Source organism: Priestia sp. D51, assembly GCF_053345675.1.
This window is the reverse complement of sequence record NZ_JBLTIR010000002.1, coordinates 756,964-775,301: the sequence shown is the minus strand read 5'-3', so window position 1 is coordinate 775,301 and position 18,338 is coordinate 756,964. Positions and strand designations below refer to the sequence as shown.

The 18,338-nt window shown below is 38.7% G+C and carries 27 protein-coding genes; 23 read left to right on the top strand and 4 right to left on the bottom strand.

Annotation, left to right across the window (positions count from 1 at the left end):
* Positions 1–5 precede the first annotated feature (5 nt).
* The 13 genes from gvpT (ACNHOZ_RS10800) to gvpU all read left to right on the top strand — a co-directional run bounded on the left by gvpT (ACNHOZ_RS10800) (position 6) and on the right by gvpU (position 6,670).
* Positions 6–491: a GvpT/GvpP family gas vesicle accessory protein gene (gene gvpT / locus ACNHOZ_RS10800; RefSeq protein ID WP_048019585.1), complete on the top strand. Its 486-nt coding sequence runs from the start codon at positions 6–8 to the stop codon at positions 489–491.
* Between the two features lie 25 nt (positions 492–516).
* The gene (gene gvpQ, locus ACNHOZ_RS10795) at positions 517–990 is read left to right on the top strand and encodes a gas vesicle protein GvpQ (RefSeq protein ID WP_048019586.1); all 474 of its coding nucleotides are present in this window, start codon (positions 517–519) and stop codon (positions 988–990) included.
* A 19-nt stretch (positions 991–1,009) separates the two neighbouring features.
* The gene (gene gvpJ / locus ACNHOZ_RS10790; protein WP_013057997.1) at positions 1,010–1,276 is read left to right on the top strand and encodes a gas vesicle structural protein GvpA; all 267 of its coding nucleotides are present in this window, start codon (positions 1,010–1,012) and stop codon (positions 1,274–1,276) included.
* Positions 1,277–1,369: 93 nt separating this feature from the next.
* Entirely contained in the window at positions 1,370–1,636 is a 267-nt protein-coding gene (gene gvpO, locus ACNHOZ_RS10785) for a gas vesicle protein GvpO (protein ID WP_033580317.1), read from the top strand.
* Positions 1,637–1,664: 28 nt separating this feature from the next.
* Positions 1,665–2,591 (top strand): gas vesicle protein GvpN, encoded by a 927-nt coding sequence (gene gvpN, locus ACNHOZ_RS10780; RefSeq protein ID WP_033580318.1) that lies wholly within the window; start codon positions 1,665–1,667, stop codon positions 2,589–2,591.
* A gap of 14 nt (positions 2,592–2,605) precedes the next feature.
* Entirely contained in the window at positions 2,606–3,373 is a 768-nt protein-coding gene (locus ACNHOZ_RS10775; protein ID WP_045294303.1) for a GvpL/GvpF family gas vesicle protein, read from the top strand.
* A gap of 1 nt (position 3,374) precedes the next feature.
* Positions 3,375–3,641, top strand: a complete 267-nt coding sequence (locus tag ACNHOZ_RS10770; RefSeq protein WP_013084016.1) for a gas vesicle protein GvpG — start codon at positions 3,375–3,377, stop codon at positions 3,639–3,641.
* Positions 3,642–4,451 (top strand): GvpL/GvpF family gas vesicle protein, encoded by an 810-nt coding sequence (locus ACNHOZ_RS10765; protein ID WP_048019587.1) that lies wholly within the window; start codon positions 3,642–3,644, stop codon positions 4,449–4,451.
* A 17-nt stretch (positions 4,452–4,468) separates the two neighbouring features.
* A complete protein-coding gene (locus ACNHOZ_RS10760; protein WP_033580320.1) occupies positions 4,469–4,756 on the top strand; it encodes a gas vesicle protein in 288 nt (95 codons plus the stop codon).
* Positions 4,710–4,994: a gas vesicle protein K gene (locus ACNHOZ_RS10755; protein WP_255901710.1), complete on the top strand. Its 285-nt coding sequence runs from the start codon at positions 4,710–4,712 to the stop codon at positions 4,992–4,994. The genes ACNHOZ_RS10760 and ACNHOZ_RS10755 overlap by 47 nt, the downstream gene beginning before the upstream one ends.
* A 21-nt stretch (positions 4,995–5,015) precedes the next feature.
* Complete coding sequence (gene gvpJ / locus ACNHOZ_RS10750; protein WP_028414528.1) at positions 5,016–5,318, top strand: gas vesicle protein; 303 nt, start codon at positions 5,016–5,018, stop codon at positions 5,316–5,318.
* 36 nt (positions 5,319–5,354) lie between these two features.
* Positions 5,355–6,230 carry a GvpT/GvpP family gas vesicle accessory protein gene (gene gvpT / locus ACNHOZ_RS10745; RefSeq protein WP_063247391.1) on the top strand — a complete coding sequence of 292 codons (876 nt, stop codon included), beginning with the start codon at positions 5,355–5,357 and terminating at the stop codon, positions 6,228–6,230.
* Between the two features lie 23 nt (positions 6,231–6,253).
* The gene (gene gvpU, locus ACNHOZ_RS10740; RefSeq protein WP_013057987.1) at positions 6,254–6,670 is read left to right on the top strand and encodes a gas vesicle accessory protein GvpU; all 417 of its coding nucleotides are present in this window, start codon (positions 6,254–6,256) and stop codon (positions 6,668–6,670) included.
* A gap of 30 nt (positions 6,671–6,700) precedes the next feature.
* Here the strand turns inward: gvpU and ACNHOZ_RS10735 are convergent, their stop codons facing one another.
* Positions 6,701–7,600 carry an AraC family transcriptional regulator gene (locus ACNHOZ_RS10735; protein WP_048019589.1) on the bottom strand — a complete coding sequence of 300 codons (900 nt, stop codon included), beginning with the start codon at positions 7,598–7,600 and terminating at the stop codon, positions 6,701–6,703.
* 108 nt (positions 7,601–7,708) lie between these two features.
* On the opposite strand from ACNHOZ_RS10735, the gene ACNHOZ_RS10730 reads away from it, so the two are divergent.
* Positions 7,709–8,629 carry a DMT family transporter gene (locus tag ACNHOZ_RS10730; RefSeq protein ID WP_048019590.1) on the top strand — a complete coding sequence of 307 codons (921 nt, stop codon included), beginning with the start codon at positions 7,709–7,711 and terminating at the stop codon, positions 8,627–8,629.
* A 34-nt stretch (positions 8,630–8,663) separates the two neighbouring features.
* On the opposite strand, the gene ACNHOZ_RS10725 is transcribed toward ACNHOZ_RS10730, so the two are convergent.
* On the bottom strand, positions 8,664–8,879 hold the full coding sequence (locus tag ACNHOZ_RS10725) for a hypothetical protein (protein ID WP_013057984.1): 216 nt from the start codon (positions 8,877–8,879) through the stop codon (positions 8,664–8,666).
* 273 nt (positions 8,880–9,152) lie between these two features.
* Between ACNHOZ_RS10725 and ACNHOZ_RS10720 the strand changes: the two genes are divergently transcribed.
* From ACNHOZ_RS10720 to ACNHOZ_RS10710, 3 genes are all read left to right on the top strand, one after another.
* Positions 9,153–10,088, top strand: a complete 936-nt coding sequence (locus tag ACNHOZ_RS10720; RefSeq protein WP_048019591.1) for an aldo/keto reductase — start codon at positions 9,153–9,155, stop codon at positions 10,086–10,088.
* Between the two features lie 366 nt (positions 10,089–10,454).
* Positions 10,455–10,838 carry a MerR family transcriptional regulator gene (locus ACNHOZ_RS10715; protein ID WP_014459212.1) on the top strand — a complete coding sequence of 128 codons (384 nt, stop codon included), beginning with the start codon at positions 10,455–10,457 and terminating at the stop codon, positions 10,836–10,838.
* 20 nt (positions 10,839–10,858) lie between these two features.
* Complete coding sequence (locus ACNHOZ_RS10710) at positions 10,859–11,305, top strand: GNAT family N-acetyltransferase (protein ID WP_048019592.1); 447 nt, start codon at positions 10,859–10,861, stop codon at positions 11,303–11,305.
* Between the two features lie 297 nt (positions 11,306–11,602).
* On the opposite strand, the gene yjcZ is transcribed toward ACNHOZ_RS10710, so the two are convergent.
* Complete coding sequence (yjcZ, locus tag ACNHOZ_RS10705) at positions 11,603–11,752, bottom strand: sporulation protein YjcZ (protein ID WP_014459214.1); 150 nt, start codon at positions 11,750–11,752, stop codon at positions 11,603–11,605.
* 520 nt (positions 11,753–12,272) lie between these two features.
* Between yjcZ and ACNHOZ_RS10700 the strand changes: the two genes are divergently transcribed.
* From ACNHOZ_RS10700 to ACNHOZ_RS10685, 4 genes are all read left to right on the top strand, one after another.
* Positions 12,273–12,581, top strand: coding sequence for a hypothetical protein (locus tag ACNHOZ_RS10700; RefSeq protein WP_080968612.1), 309 nt, complete (start codon positions 12,273–12,275; stop codon positions 12,579–12,581).
* Positions 12,582–12,907: 326 nt separating this feature from the next.
* The gene (locus tag ACNHOZ_RS10695) at positions 12,908–14,116 is read left to right on the top strand and encodes an NAD(P)/FAD-dependent oxidoreductase (protein WP_048019593.1); all 1,209 of its coding nucleotides are present in this window, start codon (positions 12,908–12,910) and stop codon (positions 14,114–14,116) included.
* Between the two features lie 81 nt (positions 14,117–14,197).
* Complete coding sequence (locus tag ACNHOZ_RS10690; protein ID WP_048019594.1) at positions 14,198–14,761, top strand: GNAT family N-acetyltransferase; 564 nt, start codon at positions 14,198–14,200, stop codon at positions 14,759–14,761.
* A gap of 88 nt (positions 14,762–14,849) precedes the next feature.
* Positions 14,850–15,986, top strand: coding sequence for a sensor histidine kinase (locus ACNHOZ_RS10685; protein ID WP_063247385.1), 1,137 nt, complete (start codon positions 14,850–14,852; stop codon positions 15,984–15,986).
* A gap of 57 nt (positions 15,987–16,043) precedes the next feature.
* Here ACNHOZ_RS10685 and ACNHOZ_RS10680 read toward each other — a convergent pair whose 3' ends face one another.
* On the bottom strand, positions 16,044–16,817 hold the full coding sequence (locus ACNHOZ_RS10680; RefSeq protein WP_168761028.1) for a DUF2628 domain-containing protein: 774 nt from the start codon (positions 16,815–16,817) through the stop codon (positions 16,044–16,046).
* A gap of 190 nt (positions 16,818–17,007) precedes the next feature.
* Between ACNHOZ_RS10680 and ACNHOZ_RS10675 the strand changes: the two genes are divergently transcribed.
* Together ACNHOZ_RS10675 and ACNHOZ_RS10670 are read left to right on the top strand one after the other, a co-directional pair.
* Entirely contained in the window at positions 17,008–17,352 is a 345-nt protein-coding gene (locus ACNHOZ_RS10675) for a YunG family protein (RefSeq protein WP_063247383.1), read from the top strand.
* A 14-nt stretch (positions 17,353–17,366) separates the two neighbouring features.
* Complete coding sequence (locus ACNHOZ_RS10670; RefSeq protein WP_063247382.1) at positions 17,367–18,245, top strand: PhzF family phenazine biosynthesis protein; 879 nt, start codon at positions 17,367–17,369, stop codon at positions 18,243–18,245.
* Positions 18,246–18,338 lie beyond the last annotated feature (93 nt).

Sequence of the window (18,338 nt, the reverse complement as noted above, 5' to 3'; positions counted from 1 at the left end):
GAAACATGTCAACAACTGATAAGAATGTACAAAGTGAAAAACAAGAAAATCAGCAGCAGGAAGAAAAAACGCAAAACTCTTTGAATCTTGCCATTTTAGGAGGCGTAGTAGGAGCGGGAATTGGACTTCTTTCAAGTCCGCAAACGAGTAAAAAAGTACTCAGTCGCTTAGGACAATCAGAAATTGTACGTGCGACAGGACAAGAGTTAAGAAGAAACGCACAGGATATTTTAACGCAGCAAGCGATGGGAGCGTTAAGACAGACGGCTACAGGCTATCTTGAAAAAGACAATTTAAGCAAGCTGCTGGCACCTAAAAAGAAAAAAGAAGAAACATCAAATGAACAGGGAGATTCGCAGGAAGAAGTCAGCGCAAGCGCAGAAATGGAAACGTCTCAGTATGAAGAGCTAAAAGAAGAAAATAAAAATATGAACGATCAGCTGCAGCGCATTGAAGAGATGCTAAACAAACTCATGGACGCGAAGAAGTAAGATATCCGTCCTGAAGGGGAATTTCATGGATAAAAAAGATGTGGAGAAAGCAGCCTTAAAAGCAGGAAAAAAAATAGTGGAGCACACGCCTGAACCTGTTAAGGAAAAAGTAGAAGAAAAGGTTAAAGAAAAAGTGAAAGAAAAGTTTGTCGAAAAAACCGAAGGGAAACTGCAGGAAAAAGCGGATGAAGCGTCAGAAAAACTGCAGGAAACGAAAGAAAAAAATGCCCAAAAGGTACACGGCAAAGGAGAAGACGCAAAAGAAAAGCTTCAAGACGTCTTATTATCAGTAAAAGATAAGCTTAGCGATGTGAAAGAAGCTGGAGAAGACTTTCAAGAAAAAGTTTCTTCTTCAGACGATAAAGATAAGTCAAAAAACAAGCGGAAAATAAAAGGCGTAAATCAGATTAAAAAAGCAACGGATATTAAAAGCTCTACTAAGATTAAAAGTTCCAATGATATTAAATCATCTACAGATTTAAAAACAATGGGATCATAAGCGAAAGGAGAAATGGGATATGTCTATTCAAAAAAGTACTAATAGTTCAAGTTTAGCAGAAGTAATTGACCGTATTTTAGATAAAGGAATTGTTATTGATGCGTTTGCAAGAGTGTCTGTTGTAGGAATTGAAATTTTAACAATTGAAGCACGAGTGGTTATTGCTAGTGTTGATACATGGTTACGCTATGCAGAGGCAGTGGGGCTTCTTCGTGACGACGTAGAAGAAAACGGCCTTCCTGAACGTTCAAATTCAAGTGAAGGGCAGCCGCGTTTTAGTATTTAATATGAATTTTAGTATTTAATATGAAGTGGTATGGAACCTTCCTTTTTGAGGGTGGTTCCAGCTTTTAGATCTAACTATTGGAGGCTACTAAAGATGGAAATTAAAAAAATTATGCAAGCCGTGAACGACTTTTTTGCTGAAAACGTAGCTCCTCCTCATAAAATTACCTCGGTGGAAGTTACTGAAGATGAAGGCTGGAGAGTTATTGTTGAAGTCATTGAAGAACGAGAATATATGAAAAAGTACGCCAAAGATGAAATGCTTGGAACATACGAGTGCTTTTTAAATAAAGAAAAAGAAGTCATTTCATTCAAACGACTCGACGTCAGATATAGAAGCGCCATTGGCATTGAAGCATAAACGATAAGATGGCAGGAGGAACGTAAAAATGACCGTCTTAACAGACAAAAGGAAAAAAGGCAGTGGAGCTTTTATACAAGATGACGAGACAAAAGAGGTTCTTTCAAGAGCGCTGAGCTATTTAAAATCCGGCTATTCCATTCATTTTACAGGTCCTGCCGGCGGAGGTAAAACCTCTTTAGCGCGAGCGCTTGCTAAAAAGAGAAAGCGTCCTGTGATGCTGATGCACGGGAATCACGAGCTCAACAACAAAGATTTAATTGGCGATTTTACGGGCTATACGAGCAAAAAAGTAATCGACCAGTATGTTCGTTCTGTTTATAAAAAAGATGAACAAGTAAGTGAAAACTGGCAGGATGGACGGTTGCTTGAAGCTGTAAAAAACGGCTATACGCTGATTTACGACGAATTTACTCGGTCTAAGCCTGCGACGAATAATATCTTTCTATCGATATTAGAAGAAGGCGTGCTGCCGCTGTATGGAGTGAAAATGACCGATCCTTTTGTACGCGTGCATCCCGATTTCCGCGTCATCTTCACGAGCAACCCAGCTGAGTATGCTGGCGTATATGATACGCAAGATGCGCTTCTTGACAGGTTAATTACTATGTTTATTGATTATAAAGACATCGACAGAGAGACAGCGATTTTAACGGAGAAAACGGATGTAGAAGAAGACGAAGCGCGCACAATTGTAACGCTCGTAGCAAATGTGAGAAACCGCTCTGGAGACGAAAACAGCAGCGGGCTTAGCCTGCGGGCTTCGCTTATGATCGCTACCCTTGCTACGCAGCAAGACATTGCTATCGATGGAGATGATGAAGATTTTCAAACGTTATGTATGGATATTCTGCATCATCCGCTTACCAAATGTTTAGATGAGAAAAATGCAAAAAGCAAAGCCGAAAAAATCATTTTAGAAGAGTGTAAGAATATAGACACTGAAGAAAAGTAAAGGAGCTTGAAAACATGAGTGAAACAAACGAAACGGGCATTTATATTTTTAGCGCCATTCAAACGGATAAAGACGAAGATTTTGGATCGGTAGAAGTAGAAGGAACAAAAGCTGAAACGTTTTTGATTCGCTACAAAGACGCGGCGATGGTAGCAGCTGAAGTGCCGATGAAAATTTATCATCCTAATCGCCAAAATCTATTAATGCATCAACACGCAGTAGCAGCGATTATGGACAAAAATGATACGGTTATTCCAATCAGCTTTGGGAATGTATTCAAATCAAAAGAAGACGTAAAAGTTCTTTTAGAAAACCTTTATCCGCAGTTTGAAAAGCTGTTTCCAGCGATCAAAGGAAAAATTGAAGTTGGTTTAAAAGTAATTGGAAAAAAAGAATGGCTCGAGAAAAAAGTAAACGAAAATCCTGAACTTGAAAAAGTATCAGCATCCGTAAAAGGAAAATCAGAAGCAGCCGGTTATTATGAGCGTATTCAGCTTGGAGGAATGGCTCAAAAGATGTTTACTTCCCTGCAAAAAGAAGTCAAGACAGATGTGTTCTCTCCGCTTGAAGAAGCAGCGGAAGCAGCAAAAGCAAATGAGCCAACGGGCGAAACAATGCTTTTAAACGCTTCTTTCTTAATTAACCGAGAAGATGAAGCGACGTTTGATGAAAAAGTGAATGAAGCGCATGAAAACTGGAAAGACAAAGCCGATTTTCATTACAGCGGTCCTTGGCCTGCTTATAATTTTGTGAACATTCGCCTAAAAGTAGAAGAGAAATAACGTGCTTCACAAATTAGTAACCGCACCTATTAACCTTGTAGTAAAAATCGGCGAAAAAGTACAGGAAGAAGCTGATAAACAGCTATATGACCTTCCGACGATTCAGCAAAAACTCATTCAGCTTCAAATGATGTTTGAGCTTGGTGAAATTCCGGAAGAAGCGTTTCAAGAAAAAGAAGATGAATTGTTAATGAGGTACGAAATCGCGAAACGCAGAGAAATTGAACAATGGGAAGAACTGACAAAAAAAAGAAATGAGGAATCCTAGATGGGAGAATTACTGTATTTATACGGTTTAATTCCAACAAAAGAAGCAGCAGCCAGAGAGCCGTTTCCATCTTATAAAGGGTTTGACGGAGAACATTCACTGTACCCAATAACGATTGATCAGGTGACGGCTGTCGTTTCTAAGCTGGATGCTGACGCCTATTCAGAAGAAGTGATTAAAGAAAAAATGGAGCAGGATATGAGCTGGCTGCAGGAAAAAGCATTTCATCATCACGAAACGGTAGCCGCTTTGTACGAAGAATTTACGATCATTCCATTAAAATTTTGCACCATTTATAAAAGTAAAGAAAGTCTGCAGGCAGCTATTGAGCTTAACAAAGAAAAGCTAGAGAATTCACTGACGCTGCTTCAAGGAAATGAAGAGTGGAACGTGAAGATTTACTGTGATGATACAGAGCTTAAAAAAGGAATCAGCGAGACGAATGAAAGCGTGAAAGCAAAAAAAGAAGAAATTAGTGAATTGTCACCAGGAAGACAGTTTTTTGAAAAGAAAAAAATAGATCAGCTGATTGAAAGAGAATTAGAGCTTCACAAAAACAAAGTGTGTGAAGAGATACATGACAAGCTAAAAGAACTGTCGCTTTATGACTCTGTTAAAAAGAATTGGAGCAAGGACGTAACGGGCGCGGCTGAACAAATGGCGTGGAACAGCGTGTTTCTTCTCCCGTCTCTCCAGATCACTAAGTTTGTAAACGAAATAGAAGAGCTTCAGCAAAAGCTTGAAAATAAAGGCTGGAAATTTGAAGTGACGGGACCATGGCCGCCCTATCATTTCTCGAGCTTTGCGTAAAGTGAGGAATTAACATTATGTCTCTTAAACAATCCATGGAGAATAAAGATATTGCTCTTATTGATATTTTAGATGTCATTTTAGATAAAGGAGTCGCCATTAAAGGAGACTTAATCATTTCCATAGCCGGCGTCGATTTAGTGTATTTGGATTTGCGGGTGCTAATTTCTTCGGTTGAAACGTTGGTGCAAGCAAAAGAAGGAAATCGCAAACCCATCACTTCTGAACAATTTGATAAACAAAAGGAGGAATTACTGGATGCAACCGGTCAGCCAAGCAAATGGACAAATCCACTTGGATCCTGATAAAGCTGAACAAGGCTTAGCGCAGCTTGTGATGACAGTTATTGAACTATTGAGGCAAATCGTTGAACGTCATGCCATGAGGCGGGTGGAGGGTGGAACGTTGACGGACGAACAAATTGAAAACTTAGGAATTGCACTAATGAACTTAGAAGAAAAAATGGACGAGTTGAAAGAGGTGTTCGGTCTGGACGCAGAAGATTTAAATATTGATCTTGGACCGCTAGGCAGCCTGCTTTAAGCGGTCAGTGGGAGGAACAGTATGGCAGTCGAACATAATATGCAGTCAAGTACGATTGTAGATGTGCTCGAAAAGATTTTGGATAAAGGAGTCGTCATAGCGGGGGACATCACCGTAGGAATTGCAGATGTCGAGCTATTAACGATAAAGATCCGCTTGATTGTGGCTTCGGTTGATAAAGCAAAAGAAATCGGCATGGACTGGTGGGAAAATGATCCCTATCTCAGTTCAAAAGGAGCCAATAGTAAAGCGCTCGAAGAAGAAAATAAAATGCTGCATGAGCGGTTAAAAACGCTTGAAGAAAAAATAGAAACAGAACGTTAAAAACTGTACGCTACTTAAAAAATGGAGGGATTTACAATGGCAACTGAAACTAAATTAAATAACGAACAGGTAGAAAACAAGGAAAACAAAAACAAGGAAAACGGTTCAAAAGAAAAGACCGATTCAAAAGCAAGCAAAACAACAAGCAGCGGGCCAATCAAACGAGCGGTAGCAGGAGGCATCATCGGTGCAACGATTGGATATGTATCGACTCCTGAAAATCGAAAAAGTCTCCTTGACCGCATTGATACAGACGAATTAAAAAGCAAAGCATCTGATTTAGGAACAAAGGTAAAAGAAAAATCAAAAAGCAGCGTGGCCAGCCTGAAAACATCTGCGGGAAGCTTGTTTAAAAAAGATAAATCAAAAGATGATGAAGAAAACGTAAATTCTTCTAGTAGCGAAACAGAAGACGATAACGTTCAAGAGTACGATGAGTTAAAAGAAGAAAATCAAACTCTTCAAGACCGTTTATCACAGCTTGAAGAAAAAATGAACATGCTTGTTGAGCTTAGCCTCAATAAAAATCAAGACGAAGAAGCGGAAGATACAGATTCCGACGAAGAAGAGAACGATGAGAACGAGGAAAACGAGCAGGACGATGAAAACGAAGAAGAAACATCTAAGCCTCGTAAAAAGAACAAAAAAGAAGAGGAGCAAGAAGAGGAAGAAGAAAGTGAAAGTGACGAAGACAGCGAGGAAGAAGAGGAAGATTCTCGTTCAAACAAAAAAAATAAAAAAGTAAAAACAGAAGAAGAAGACGAAGAAGAGGAAAGTGAAGAAGAAAAAAAGGAAGCGAAACCAAAAAAGTCAACAGCTAAAAAATCAAAAAATACAAAAGCAAAGAAAAACACGGATGAAGAAGATGATGACGCAACATCTCTTTCTAGTGAAGACGATACAACAGCCTAAGACGTAAAGGAGGAAAGAAATACATGAGTACAGGCCCTTCTTTTTCAACTAAAGACAATACGCTTGAATACTTTGTGAAAGCTTCTAATAAACACGGCTTTTCACTTGATATTTCATTAAATGTAAACGGCGCTGTGATTTCCGGTACCATGATTTCAGCAAAAGAATACTTTGATTACTTAAGCGAAACGTTTGAAGAAGGCAGTGAAGTGGCTCAGGCGCTAAGCGAACAATTCTCTTTAGCAAGCGAAGCGAGCGAATCAAACGGAGAAGCAGAAGCCCATTTTATTCATTTAAAAAATACAAAGATCTACTGTGGAGACAGTAAGTCTACTCCTTCAAAAGGAAAGATCTTTTGGAGAGGAAAAATAGCAGAAGTAGACGGATTCTTCTTAGGGAAGATTTCTGATGCAAAATCAACGAGTAAAAAGAGTTCATAAAAAACGGCGGGGTGAGTGCCCCGCCGTTTTTTAGTGATGTGATGAGATATGCAGCTTCTTTTTTCGATACATGAGCGGAGTCATCTTCATTTCTTTTCGAAACTGATTAATAAAATAGCTTGTACTATTAAATCCTACTTGATAGGCGACGTCCGTCACATTTGCTTCTGCTTGCTGCAGCATAACTAAGCTTTGCTGAATTCGATAGTTTAATACATAGGTCAAAGGCGATTTTTTTAACATTTTCTTGAAATATCGACAGCATTCAGAACGGCTTAATTGTCCCGCTTTGGCAATATCATCAAGCGTAATCTTTTCAGCAAAGTGCAAATGAATCCAATTCAGCATTTGCTTCATCCGCTGATTTTTGATCATTTCTTTTTCGTTGTATTTTAGCTGCAGCCCGTTAAGAATTACATTTTTCCAAAGTATGCTGAGTTCAGAGGCAATCTCTATTTCATAGTGGAGCGGCTGCTTATGGATCCATGTGTATATCTTATGTATAGAATCTAACACGTTATTCCCCCACGCTTGCTTTGGACTGATGAATAAATGTGATAGATTCGTTGCATGAATGTAGGGATAAACGTAATTTGTGAAAAGCTCTTGCGGCACAAGAAAATGAGGAGAAACATTTAAGCAAATGTACACGCAGCCAGATTTGTGTATGTCTTCAGCCATATGAAGACATTCGCTGTTAATAAACAGTCCGTAGCCTTGTTTTACAGTCACTGTTTTTTCATTTATTTGAAAAGACGCATTACCTTTTATAACCAATACAAATTGAAGCTCATCATGCCAGTGAAGAGGGATGTAGCCGTTTATGTGATCACTGATTGTTGTTTGATAACATGCCACTGGCAGCTCAACAGTGCGATGGGTCGTTAGCTCTTTTAAGTTTTCATCAATTTTAAAATGCGCTGCTGGCATACATGGACACCTCAATATATTTATATTTTTTAATGCAATATGCGTATTTTCTGCCCCGTTTTTCATTTATTATAACACTATTCTTATAATAAAAGTGAGGGATGAAAGATGAACGATCTCAGCAGAAAAAAAGGGTTCTTTTTTGTAACAACGGGAGCTATATGTTGGGGGATGGGAGGAACGGTTGCTCAAAAGCTTTTTCAAGAATTTGAAATCAGTGTAGACTGGCTTGTTTCAGTACGGCTGCTCACTGCGGGTTTTTTGCTGCTAATGATTTCATGTATAAAAAGGAATCATTCTCACGTACTTGGAGTATGGAAGAACCGAAAGTCAGCTTTTCAGCTCGTCGTTTTTGCCATAGCTGGTATGCTCGCCGTTCAGTATACGTATATGGCTTCTATTAAGCATGGAAATGCAGCAGTAGCTACGCTGCTACAGTATTTATCACCGGTGATGATTATCATTTATTTGCTTTTGCGCAAGCAGTCTATATTTACGCGACAAGACGTCATCACTGTTCTGCTGGCACTGGGGGGCTGCTTTTTTTTATTAACAAACGGCTCTATTTCTCAGCTGTCTGTTCCTGTATCTGCCGTTGTTTGGGGAGTGCTGTCAGGCGTAGCAGCTGCTTTTTATACGCTGTATGCAGTTCCGCTGATCAAAAAGTACAGTTCGCTTGTCATCGTTGGCTGGTCAATGGTAATTGGGGGAAGCGTAATGAGCTTTATTCATCCTCCTTGGGAAGCATCAAGCTTATCACCAATAACCTGGGGATATATTTTATTTGTCATTATTTTTGGCACGATGCTTGCTTTTTGGTTTTATGTAGAAAGTCTGCAAAGTCTTTCACCTAAAGAAACGAGTTTGCTTGGAAGTTTAGAACCTTTAGCCGCTGTTATCACAACCGTTGTTTGGCTGAAAGAGCCTTTTGGTTTTTATCAATGGATGGGCACAGCTTGTATTATTGGATTAGTTCTATTACTCACACGAACGAAACAAGTATCTTCTGAGACGACACTTTCAGCATAAATGGGGGCTTGCTAAAAGAAGAAGCAAACCAATGTCACTTTGCCGCCGAATCTGTAGAAACTCGTTTAACTTTTAAAATCTTTACATATTGAATAAACACTCTTTCTTTTGTAGAGACATTTAATTTAGCAAGTCTTGATGCGTCATCTCGGTTTTTAGCAGATTCTATCACAAAAGTTCCTTTGATTTTGGCTTCATCTTTTAGAACGGAATACTGTATTTCAAATCGTTTTGCTTTCGTTTTCTGCATAGTGATTGATAAGCTCCTTTGCCTGATAGATTAATGTGTTGGTATGAAATAAGCTTCGATAAAAAGGAAGAAAAGAACGTAACATATACTACTAAATGAAATGCAAAGCGGCAGTGATTTTTATCACACCACAACCTAGTATTTCATCTTTTTACCAAAAAAGATAGGGTGTTTTATCGTCGCTGCTTATAAAATCTTTTATTCTTTCTGCTTGACCTAGAGTTAACTCTATGGTTTATCTTGTAGTAGTATCATTTCAAGGAGGGGCTTTATATGAAGTATCATACAATTGCTAATACTGACTTACACGTATCAAATTTAATTATGGGAAATATGCGTTTAACAGAGCTTTCTTTACCGGAAGCAGAGAAGCTAATCCGCACAGCGATGGAAGAAGAAATTAACTTTTTTGATCATGCTGATATTTACGGTCCTGATTATGTAGGACAATGCGAAGAATATTTTGCAAATGCTATACAAATGAACCCAAGTCTTCGTGAAAAAATGGTGATTCAAAGCAAATGCGGCATTAACGCAGCGGAAAATTACTATGACTTTTCAAAGAAGCATATCATAGACTCTGTTAACGGCAGCTTAGAGCGTTTAAAAACAGATTACTTAGATCTTTTATTACTGCATCGTCCAGATCCACTAATGGACCCTGAAGAAGTAGCAGAAGCATTTAATGAACTTCAAAGCAGCGGAAAGGTACGTCACTTTGGTGTGTCGAACCACAACCCAGCGCAAATTCAGCTGCTTGAAAAATACATCAACCAAAAACTTGTCGTAAACCAAGTGCAGTTCAGCATCGCACATACGCCAATCATAGACTCTGGTATTTCGTTAAATATGGGTATCGACCAAGCTGTGAACCGTGACAGCAGCGTGCTTGAATATTGCCGTTTAAATGAAATCACGCTTCAAGCATGGTCACCATTCCAAAACGGATTTTTTGAAGGACCTTTCTTAGGTGATAAAGAGAAATTTGGAAAGCTAAACGAAGTGATTGATCGCATCGCAAATAAATATAGCGTGACAAACACAGCGATTGCCGTTGCGTGGATTACAACGCATCCTGCAAACATCCAAGTAGTGCTTGGTACGACAAATATTCAACGTATGAAAGATGCAAGTAAAGGTTCAGAAATCAAGTTAACGCGCCAAGAGTGGTACGATATTTATAAAGCCGCTGGCAACATGGTACCTTAAGCGCTGCAGTTCTTAAAATAAAGCAGGTAACTCCGTTCGGATATGGAACGGAGTTACCTGCGTTTTACGATAAGTAACTACTGGTTAAGCTAGAAAAAGATTTAGCAGAAGCTCAATTATTTTTGTGACGCCAAGACCTAACAAAAAGGCAATAAAACCACCAATTACAATGGTAAGCATCATGTGAGCAGTATTCATCGTATTCATCCTTTCTGATTTGAATGTATGTTGCTGCTTGTACAAAAAGTCTGCAGCATAAAGTGCGCAATGAAGAAGACTATAAAAGAATAAATCCTCGAGATAACTAGAGGTCAAGACAAACTCATCATGTTTTTCTGAGAAGTTTAAGGTATAGGAGGAAGCAGTATGACGTATACCATTTCACAAGTGGCAAAAAAATTGAACGTGACAATTTATACCATTCGCTATTATGATAAAGAAGGGCTTTTTCCATTTTTAGATCGTACAGCGTCAGGGAATCGTATTTTTAAAGAACAAGATATTGAATGGATTGATTTAATTTGCTGTTTAAAAAGCACGGGTATGCAAATCAAGGACATTCGGACGCTTATTGAAAACTGTACGCTTGAGAATGCCGTGCTTGATAAAAGTCTTCAAATGCTGATGGATCATAAAAAAGCAGTGCTAAAAGAAATTGAAGAAATTCATCACAAGCTTGAGACGATTGATTATAAAATCAAGCACCTGCCGGAAATGTACGAGCGAATTGTTAATAAGCCTTCAAACTAAACAAAAAAGGAAGCGTAAAAATGATCGAAAAAGTAGTACCTTTCACTGCAGAGAATATGCAGCAGTGCATTGACTTGTATCTAGATGTATTTACAAAAAAGCCTTGGGGTGAACCATGGACGGAAAAATCAGCTAAAGAAAGGCTGACTGATTTACTGAACACGCCTAAATTTATCGGCTATTTATTTTATGACAAAGGAAATTTAATTGGCATGATTGCAGGTCACGCGAAAAAATCATACAGCGGTATGACCTTTTACGTGGCCGAGCTTTGCGTCAGCGCAAGCGTGCAGGGAAAAGGATACGGTTCAGCTATCTTAAGCCGGTTTGAGAACGAACTTCAAAGACACGATATCGACAGCTTGTATCTCTTGACGGCGACTGGAGGAGCTGCACAGGCTTTTTATGAAAGAAACGGCTATACTGTAAATGATCAGCGGGTCGTCTTGAAAAAATCGTTTGTATAATTTTGTACATAAAGCGGGAAGAGAGCTGCAGAGTGGCTCTCTTTTTAATTAATCTTTTTATCTATTAATATGTAGAAGAAAGGGAAGTATGAACAAGGAAAATAAGGTAATGAAAAGGCGTAAACAAGGAACGGTAAATTAAAAAGCATGTTGTTTTTTCTCAGTGGTGAGTCTCATTATGAGCACACTTAAAAACAGTGCCCATTATGTGGACACTGCTTTTTCATAATAAAGTGGAAAGCTAGCTTTTGGTAAAAAATTAGTGAAAATGAAGCTGTTCATCATTATTTCTAATGATTAGCAACCGCCAAATCCTCCCCAGCAAGCACAGCCGATGATGATTAATAAAATGAATAATACGATGATCAAAGCAAAGCCACTGCCAAATCCGCAGCCGCCACCGCCGTAACCGTAACCGCCATAACCACAGCCACCATAGAAGCCCATATAGTTCACCTCCAAGTTCTGAGTACATTTTTAACATATGCCTGAAATGCAAAAGTGCTCCAAAAATATCCAACGATTTCAATGAAAATAAAAAAAGATAAGAAAATAAGATGGACACGGTACTTTTTTTCACTTTCTACATAGGATGAATCATCCCAAGATCTCATATATGAGCCCCCATGTTATAACGAAGCAGGCTAATACCACTTCCTCCTTAGCCTGCGTACATAATAATGAAGGAGAAGCCGAAGAATTTTTTCTTCGGCTTTTTGTTTTTTACGATGAAATAAACACGTTAGTACGTTCCTTATACCATTCTAAGTCAGGGTCCGCTTCTTTTTGTATGTATTAGGTACTAAAGAGAAATCAAGCTCATTTTCATATAAACCTAGTCATTTGCTTTTTTTCGTAATTCTTTTCCCTTATTTTCAGCATAACCGAGATATTTGCCCAAGACAGCGAATAGGTAAATGCATATTCTTGGATGAAAGCAAAAAACAAAAAAACGGAGGTTTCTCTCATGAATTCAGAAATGCATTTTTTACCTACTATGTATTCTCAAGATCATCATCAACTTCAACACGCAGATGAAAGGTTTATTGGCAGACCGTTTGGCTTTGGCAGACCGTTTGGTTTCGGACGCCCGTTTGGCTATGGTTTTGGCAGACCATTTGGCTATGGTTTTGGAGGTCCATTTTTAGGAGGATTAGCAGGAGGGCTAGTAGCAGGTTCACTGTTATCACCATATGGCTATGGCGGTTACGGCTACGGTGGTTATCCTTACGGTGGCTATGGCGGTTACGGTTATGGCTTCGGCGGCTGCTGTTAAACGTAAATAAAAGAAGAATCCTAAAAGAAGTATTTTTCACCTCATTCTTTTCTATAAAGAAATCTGTTTTGGAGCGTAAGGCTTTATGTCCATCCACAGTTAATCAGAGCGTGCATCCCACTTAATGTAAAAAACCATCTGGTGATTTTCCAGGTGGTTTTTGCGTGGAGTTTTTTATGTAGGAAAGAAGTTATATATTTACGCACTTACTGGAGGTCTATGTCTAAAGCAGAAGATTACGACATGATGTTTATCAATACCTTTCCTGCTGCATGCAAAAATTAGCTGATATTGGGCATAATAGAGAGAGGAAAGGAGGCGTTTGCATGGATTTATTATCTGGGAAACCTTATTGGCAGACAACAGTAGCGAAGCCGCCTGTATACCCGTCTCTAGAGGAAGATATTGAGTGCGATGTTCTCATTATCGGAGGAGGAAGTTCAGGTGCACAGTGTGCTTACTATTTATGTGAGCAGGGGCTTGATGTTGTGGTTGTTGATAAACGTAAAGCAGGGCATGGAAGTACAATTGTAAATACCTCTCTTATTCAATATTTAGGAGATAAATTGTTTTACGAATTAGTCAACACGTTTGGAGAAGAAAGAACAGTCCGTCATTATAAGTTGTGCGAACAGGCCATTACAGATATTGAGGAAGCAGCTAAAAAGCTTCCGATTAATGCACAATTTATAAGAAGAGACAGCTTGTATTACGCAAGTTATGAAGAAGATATCCCGAAGATAAATAAAGACTATTTTTATATGCAAAAGCATGGATTTGAAGCTGAAATCTTATCAGAAGAACAAATTGAAAAAGACTATGGATTTAAAAAACGAATGGCAATGCTTATTAAAAATGATGCAGAGCTGAACCCTTACAGTTTTACACTTGGTCTGTTGGAGTATGGAAAACAGCATGGGATTCGGGTGTTTGAAGAAACGGAAATTGTCGGTCAAAAGTTAGAAAAAGATGAAGCGGTGTTTTTTACCAAAAATAAATCACAAATCAAAGCTAAATATGTCATTATGGCAGGAGGCTATGAAAATCAAGAATTTAAGAGAGAGAAAAAAGCTGTACTCACAAGTTCCTATGCTATCGTTACGAATCCTGTAAAAGATTTTACAGGATGGAAAAACCGAAATTTAATTTGGGAAACCGCTCGACCGTATATTTACATGAGAACCACTTCCGATAACCGAGTCATTATAGGAGGTCTTGATGAAAACACGATTGTGCCGCAAGAACGTGATGCCAAACTCATTCATAAAAGAGACAAACTTTTAAAAGAGTTCAATAAGCTTTTTCCTCATATTCAAGTCGAGGCTGATTATTACATAAGCGCTTATTACGGAGGCACTCATGACGGCCTTCCCCTTATCGGAATATATGAAGAAATGCCTAACTGTTACTTTCTAAGCGGATATGGGGATAACGGAACGGTGTATAATATGGTGCTAGCTAAAATCATAGCAGAACATATTACAACGAAGAAAAGCAGTGATTTAGAACTTTACATTCAAACAAGAAAAGTTTAATATGTGAGAAAATGGAAGGTTTTTAAAAAAGCCTTCTTTTTTTACATACATACATTTCTTGAAGTAGAGGAGAGACATAGTATGATAGATGGTCACGCTATTTATTTACGCCCGTTAACTGTCAGCGATGCGCAGAACAGCTTTCGGCTGCAAAATGACAATCGCGGCTTTTTTGAACAGTTTTCTATGATTCGAGAGGATTCTTTTTATACGTTAGAGAGCCAAGTAGAACAAATTAAGCGTCATGAAGAGAACAGAAAAAACGATCAAGAATACTATTTTGGTCTTTTTCAAAAAGAGAATAATAAATTAATTGGCACCATTAGTCTTTTTCAAGTGATGCGGGGATCTTTACAAAGCGCAATTATCGGCTATTTTTTAGATCACCATCATAATGGGAAAGGGTACGCAACAGAAGCCGTAAAAGCACTTGTTGACTATGCGTTTGAAGAGCTGCATCTTCACCGCATTGAAGCCGGCGTCATGCCACGTAATGTGCCTTCTCAGCGCGTACTCGAAAAAGCAGGATTTCATAGAGAAGGAATCGCTAGAAAAAATGTAAATATTAATGGCATATGGGAAGACCATCAAGTCCTGGCTATCCTTAACCCTAATGATGAAATAGAAGAAATAACGAGTTCTTAAAATTTTGATATACGTTTTTACATTTAAAATTTATAATGAGAATAAGAGAATAGAACAGTCTATATTTAAATAGTAGGTGACTAAGGTAATGGAAGAGAGGAACATCAATGAAAAAGCCGTTTGGGATGTATTGCAGATGGCTAGCGAAGTAGTCGGAAGCAGGACGCTGTTTGTAGGGATTTTCGACGAACAATTTTCAGTTATGAAAGCCTTTAATAAAGAAGGGGGAAGCCTTGTAGAGGATGGACTGATGCTGCCGCTAGAGCTTGCGGTATGCAACTTAGTCACGTGTGATGAACCCCTTGTTATTCCCAATACAAAACGCGATGTTAGAACGTCTAATTTAGCCATCATTGATGGTGCCCGGGTAGGTTCTTATTTAGGAACACCTATTGTGCTAGAAGACGGGAGAATGTTTGGTACCTTATGTGCGGTCGATCCGGATCCTTATCAGTTTAGCGAAAGTGAAATTCAAGGGTTAAACCGTCTGGCTGGTATTTTGTCTCATATTATTTATAAAAATCAAGCGGCTGTTTTGCCGAAAATTGAAGAGAAAATTCTGCAGCTTGATAAGCTGGCACTCGTAGGACAGCTAGCAGCAGGGTTAGCGCATGAGATTCGAAACCCGATGCAGTCGGTGCGCGGCTTTATTCAATTTTTATTTAATGAAAATGAACAGGCAGAACCTTTTCAAAAAATTGTTCTTGATGAACTGGATCGTATGAATGAACTCATTAACAACTTCTTGCTTGTCACGCAGCCAACAGCGCCTAAAAAAGAAATCGTATCGATTGTAGAAGTTATTCATGATACCGTTGCTTTCTTGAAAAGTGAAGCTGCGCTGTATAATGTCGAAATGAACGTAAGAATAGAAGGAGCCATTCCGCTTGTATCAATCGATCCTGCTCAAATGAGACAAGTGTTTATGAATCTTTTGAAAAACGCTATTGAAGCAATGGAGAAAAAGAAACGCGGGGAAGTAAATCTTATTATCAAAGAATGGGAAGGTTGGGCTCTTATTGACATTCAAGATACCGGCTCTGGGATTCCGCTATCTATTATTAATAAAGTAGGAAATCCATTTTTCTCAACAAAAGATGGAACAGGCATGGGGTTAGGGCTTTCTATTTGTAAAACGATCATCAATGAGCATAACGGTAAGCTTGCAATTGAAAGTGATGAGAATGGGACAGTAGTGACGGTTAAGCTGCCTTTGACGCTTTAAGATAAAACAAAAAAGAAAGGAGAGCAAGCACTCATCCTTTCTTTTTTGCTGACCTTTTTAATATGCTGAACTGTCTTCAATCCAGTATTCATAGTCTTCCGCATCTTTTTTATTTAACTTTTTGCCGTTGATGTAAATTTTGTCCCACTCGTAAATTTGTTTATCCAAATAAACGTTAAACACAATGCGCACATGCTCTTTTTCTGTATAATCGTAGCCGGTAAATTGTACAACGTGATGACGGCCTTCTTGCTTGATGTAGCTCCATTTTGGATGGTCAGTATACGTTTCAAGCGTGGGTGCTTCATCGCCGTAGCGAACTACATCTTTAATATTCGTTTTTGTTGGTAAATATGATAATCCCGCTCCGACTCCAAACGTAATCACAAGCGCTAAGATACTTAAACCAATAGCAATTCCGATATGAGTGCCGCCTTTTATTTGCAAATAAGCTTCTTTCCGCTGCTCTGGCTGAGCTTCGGCTCGAGCTAACACGTTTTTAACGTGCTTATAATACCAGCGGTTGGCACATAGCCCTGTAATAAGTGAAGCACCGCCGAACACAATTGCATCGGACCACTCTGGTATGTCTACAAAGCACAAAAGGGAAAACCAAACTACTTCAATAAGCGTTAAAATAAAAAAGTGCTTATACATTTTTCGGTATGCAAACCAAGCGCTTGTTAGAAAAAAGGCTGCCCAGTTCCACGTGTTGCTTTTAGCTGGATTGGCTGTTTTTCCCCATTTTAAATCATAATAAGACGTATTTGTTCGAACTACTTTATGCTCTTCTTCAAAAGACAGGAGTTCATTTACTGCTTGTTCTTCCATTTAAAACACCTTTCATTGGTTATAATCTATCATCTAAAATGACTCTATTATTATACATTATTTCTAGTATTTTTCTATTCTTCCTTAAATTATTTTTAAAGTAAGAATATTTGCGCTGTGTATTTTTTAATGGGAACTTTCATAAAAAAGAAGAATATGGTAGATTTGAAGAAAAAGGAGCTGCCCCAACGTGAATCGTTTAAAGAAAGCCCTGCATCAATCGTGGTCAATTCATTCAAGCACGAAGTGGACGGCTGACAATCCTGCCAAAGGACAGTGCGGAGTGACCGCGCTTGTCGTTCAAGATATCAAAGGAGGAGATATTTTAAAAACTCCGTGTAAAGAAGGCTGGCATTTCTATAATCAGCTCAACGAACGGCGCTATGATTTTACACAAGAACAATTTCGTGAGCCTCTCCATTACGCAGATATTTTATCCAGTCGGGAAGAAGCGTTTATGGATACGAATGAGGAGCAATATGAGGCTTTAAAGAAAAAAGTAATGACCCATTTTGTACATAAAAATTTGCGTTAGAAAGGAACACAGGAATGAAAACTATTCAGTATTCCATTGTTGATGTATTTGCACAGAGAAAATATACGGGAAATCAGCTCGCCGTTTTTAAAGACGCCGGAAGACTTTCAGACAAAGAGATGCAGCAAATGGCTAAAGAAATTAATTTCTCTGAAACGACGTTTATTACGTCGGCTTCTGTAAAAGGAGAATATGATGTACGGATTTTTACGCCTACTGAAGAAGTGCCATTTGCAGGCCATCCGACGCTCGGTACCGCTTATGTTATTCGAGAAGAACTAGAAGAAAAAGATACAGAGGAGCTTACTCTTCATTATAAAGCAGGTCCTACGCCTGTTACATACGATGAACAAAAAGATGTACTGTGGATGACACAAGGTCAGCCGACGTTTGGGAAAGTGTTAGATAAAAAGCAGGTGGCGGACGTGTTAAACCTTGATGAAACTTATATCGATATGCGTTTTCCCGTTCAAGAAGTATCCACGGGTCTGCCGGTCATTCTTGTCCCTTTAACATCATTAGAAGCTGCTAAAGAGATAAATGTAGACAAAGAAAAATATTTCAAGCTGATAGAAAACACGGAAGCAAAAGCAATTATGGTCTTTTCGCCGGAAACCTATCACCAAGATCATCACGTAAATGTGCGAGATTTTGCTGATTATTACGGCGTTCCAGAAGATGCGGCAACCGGCAGCGCCAACGGCTGTTTAGCAGCATATTTAGTTAAATACGGTTATTTTAATCAGCAAGCTATTGACATATGTGTAGAACAAGGATACGAAATAGGAAGACCTTCACTGCTGTATGTAAAAGCTAGTTATGATGGAGAGGCTTTTCACATTAAAGTAGGCGGAAAAGTAGAGATGATTGCGCGCGGTGAATGGATTTTGTAACAAGCTGTTCATCTGCTGTTCACAATAAGTCCTTATTCTAATAAAAACGCAATAGGACCACGGCGTTTGGTTACACTAGTAAACAGATAGATA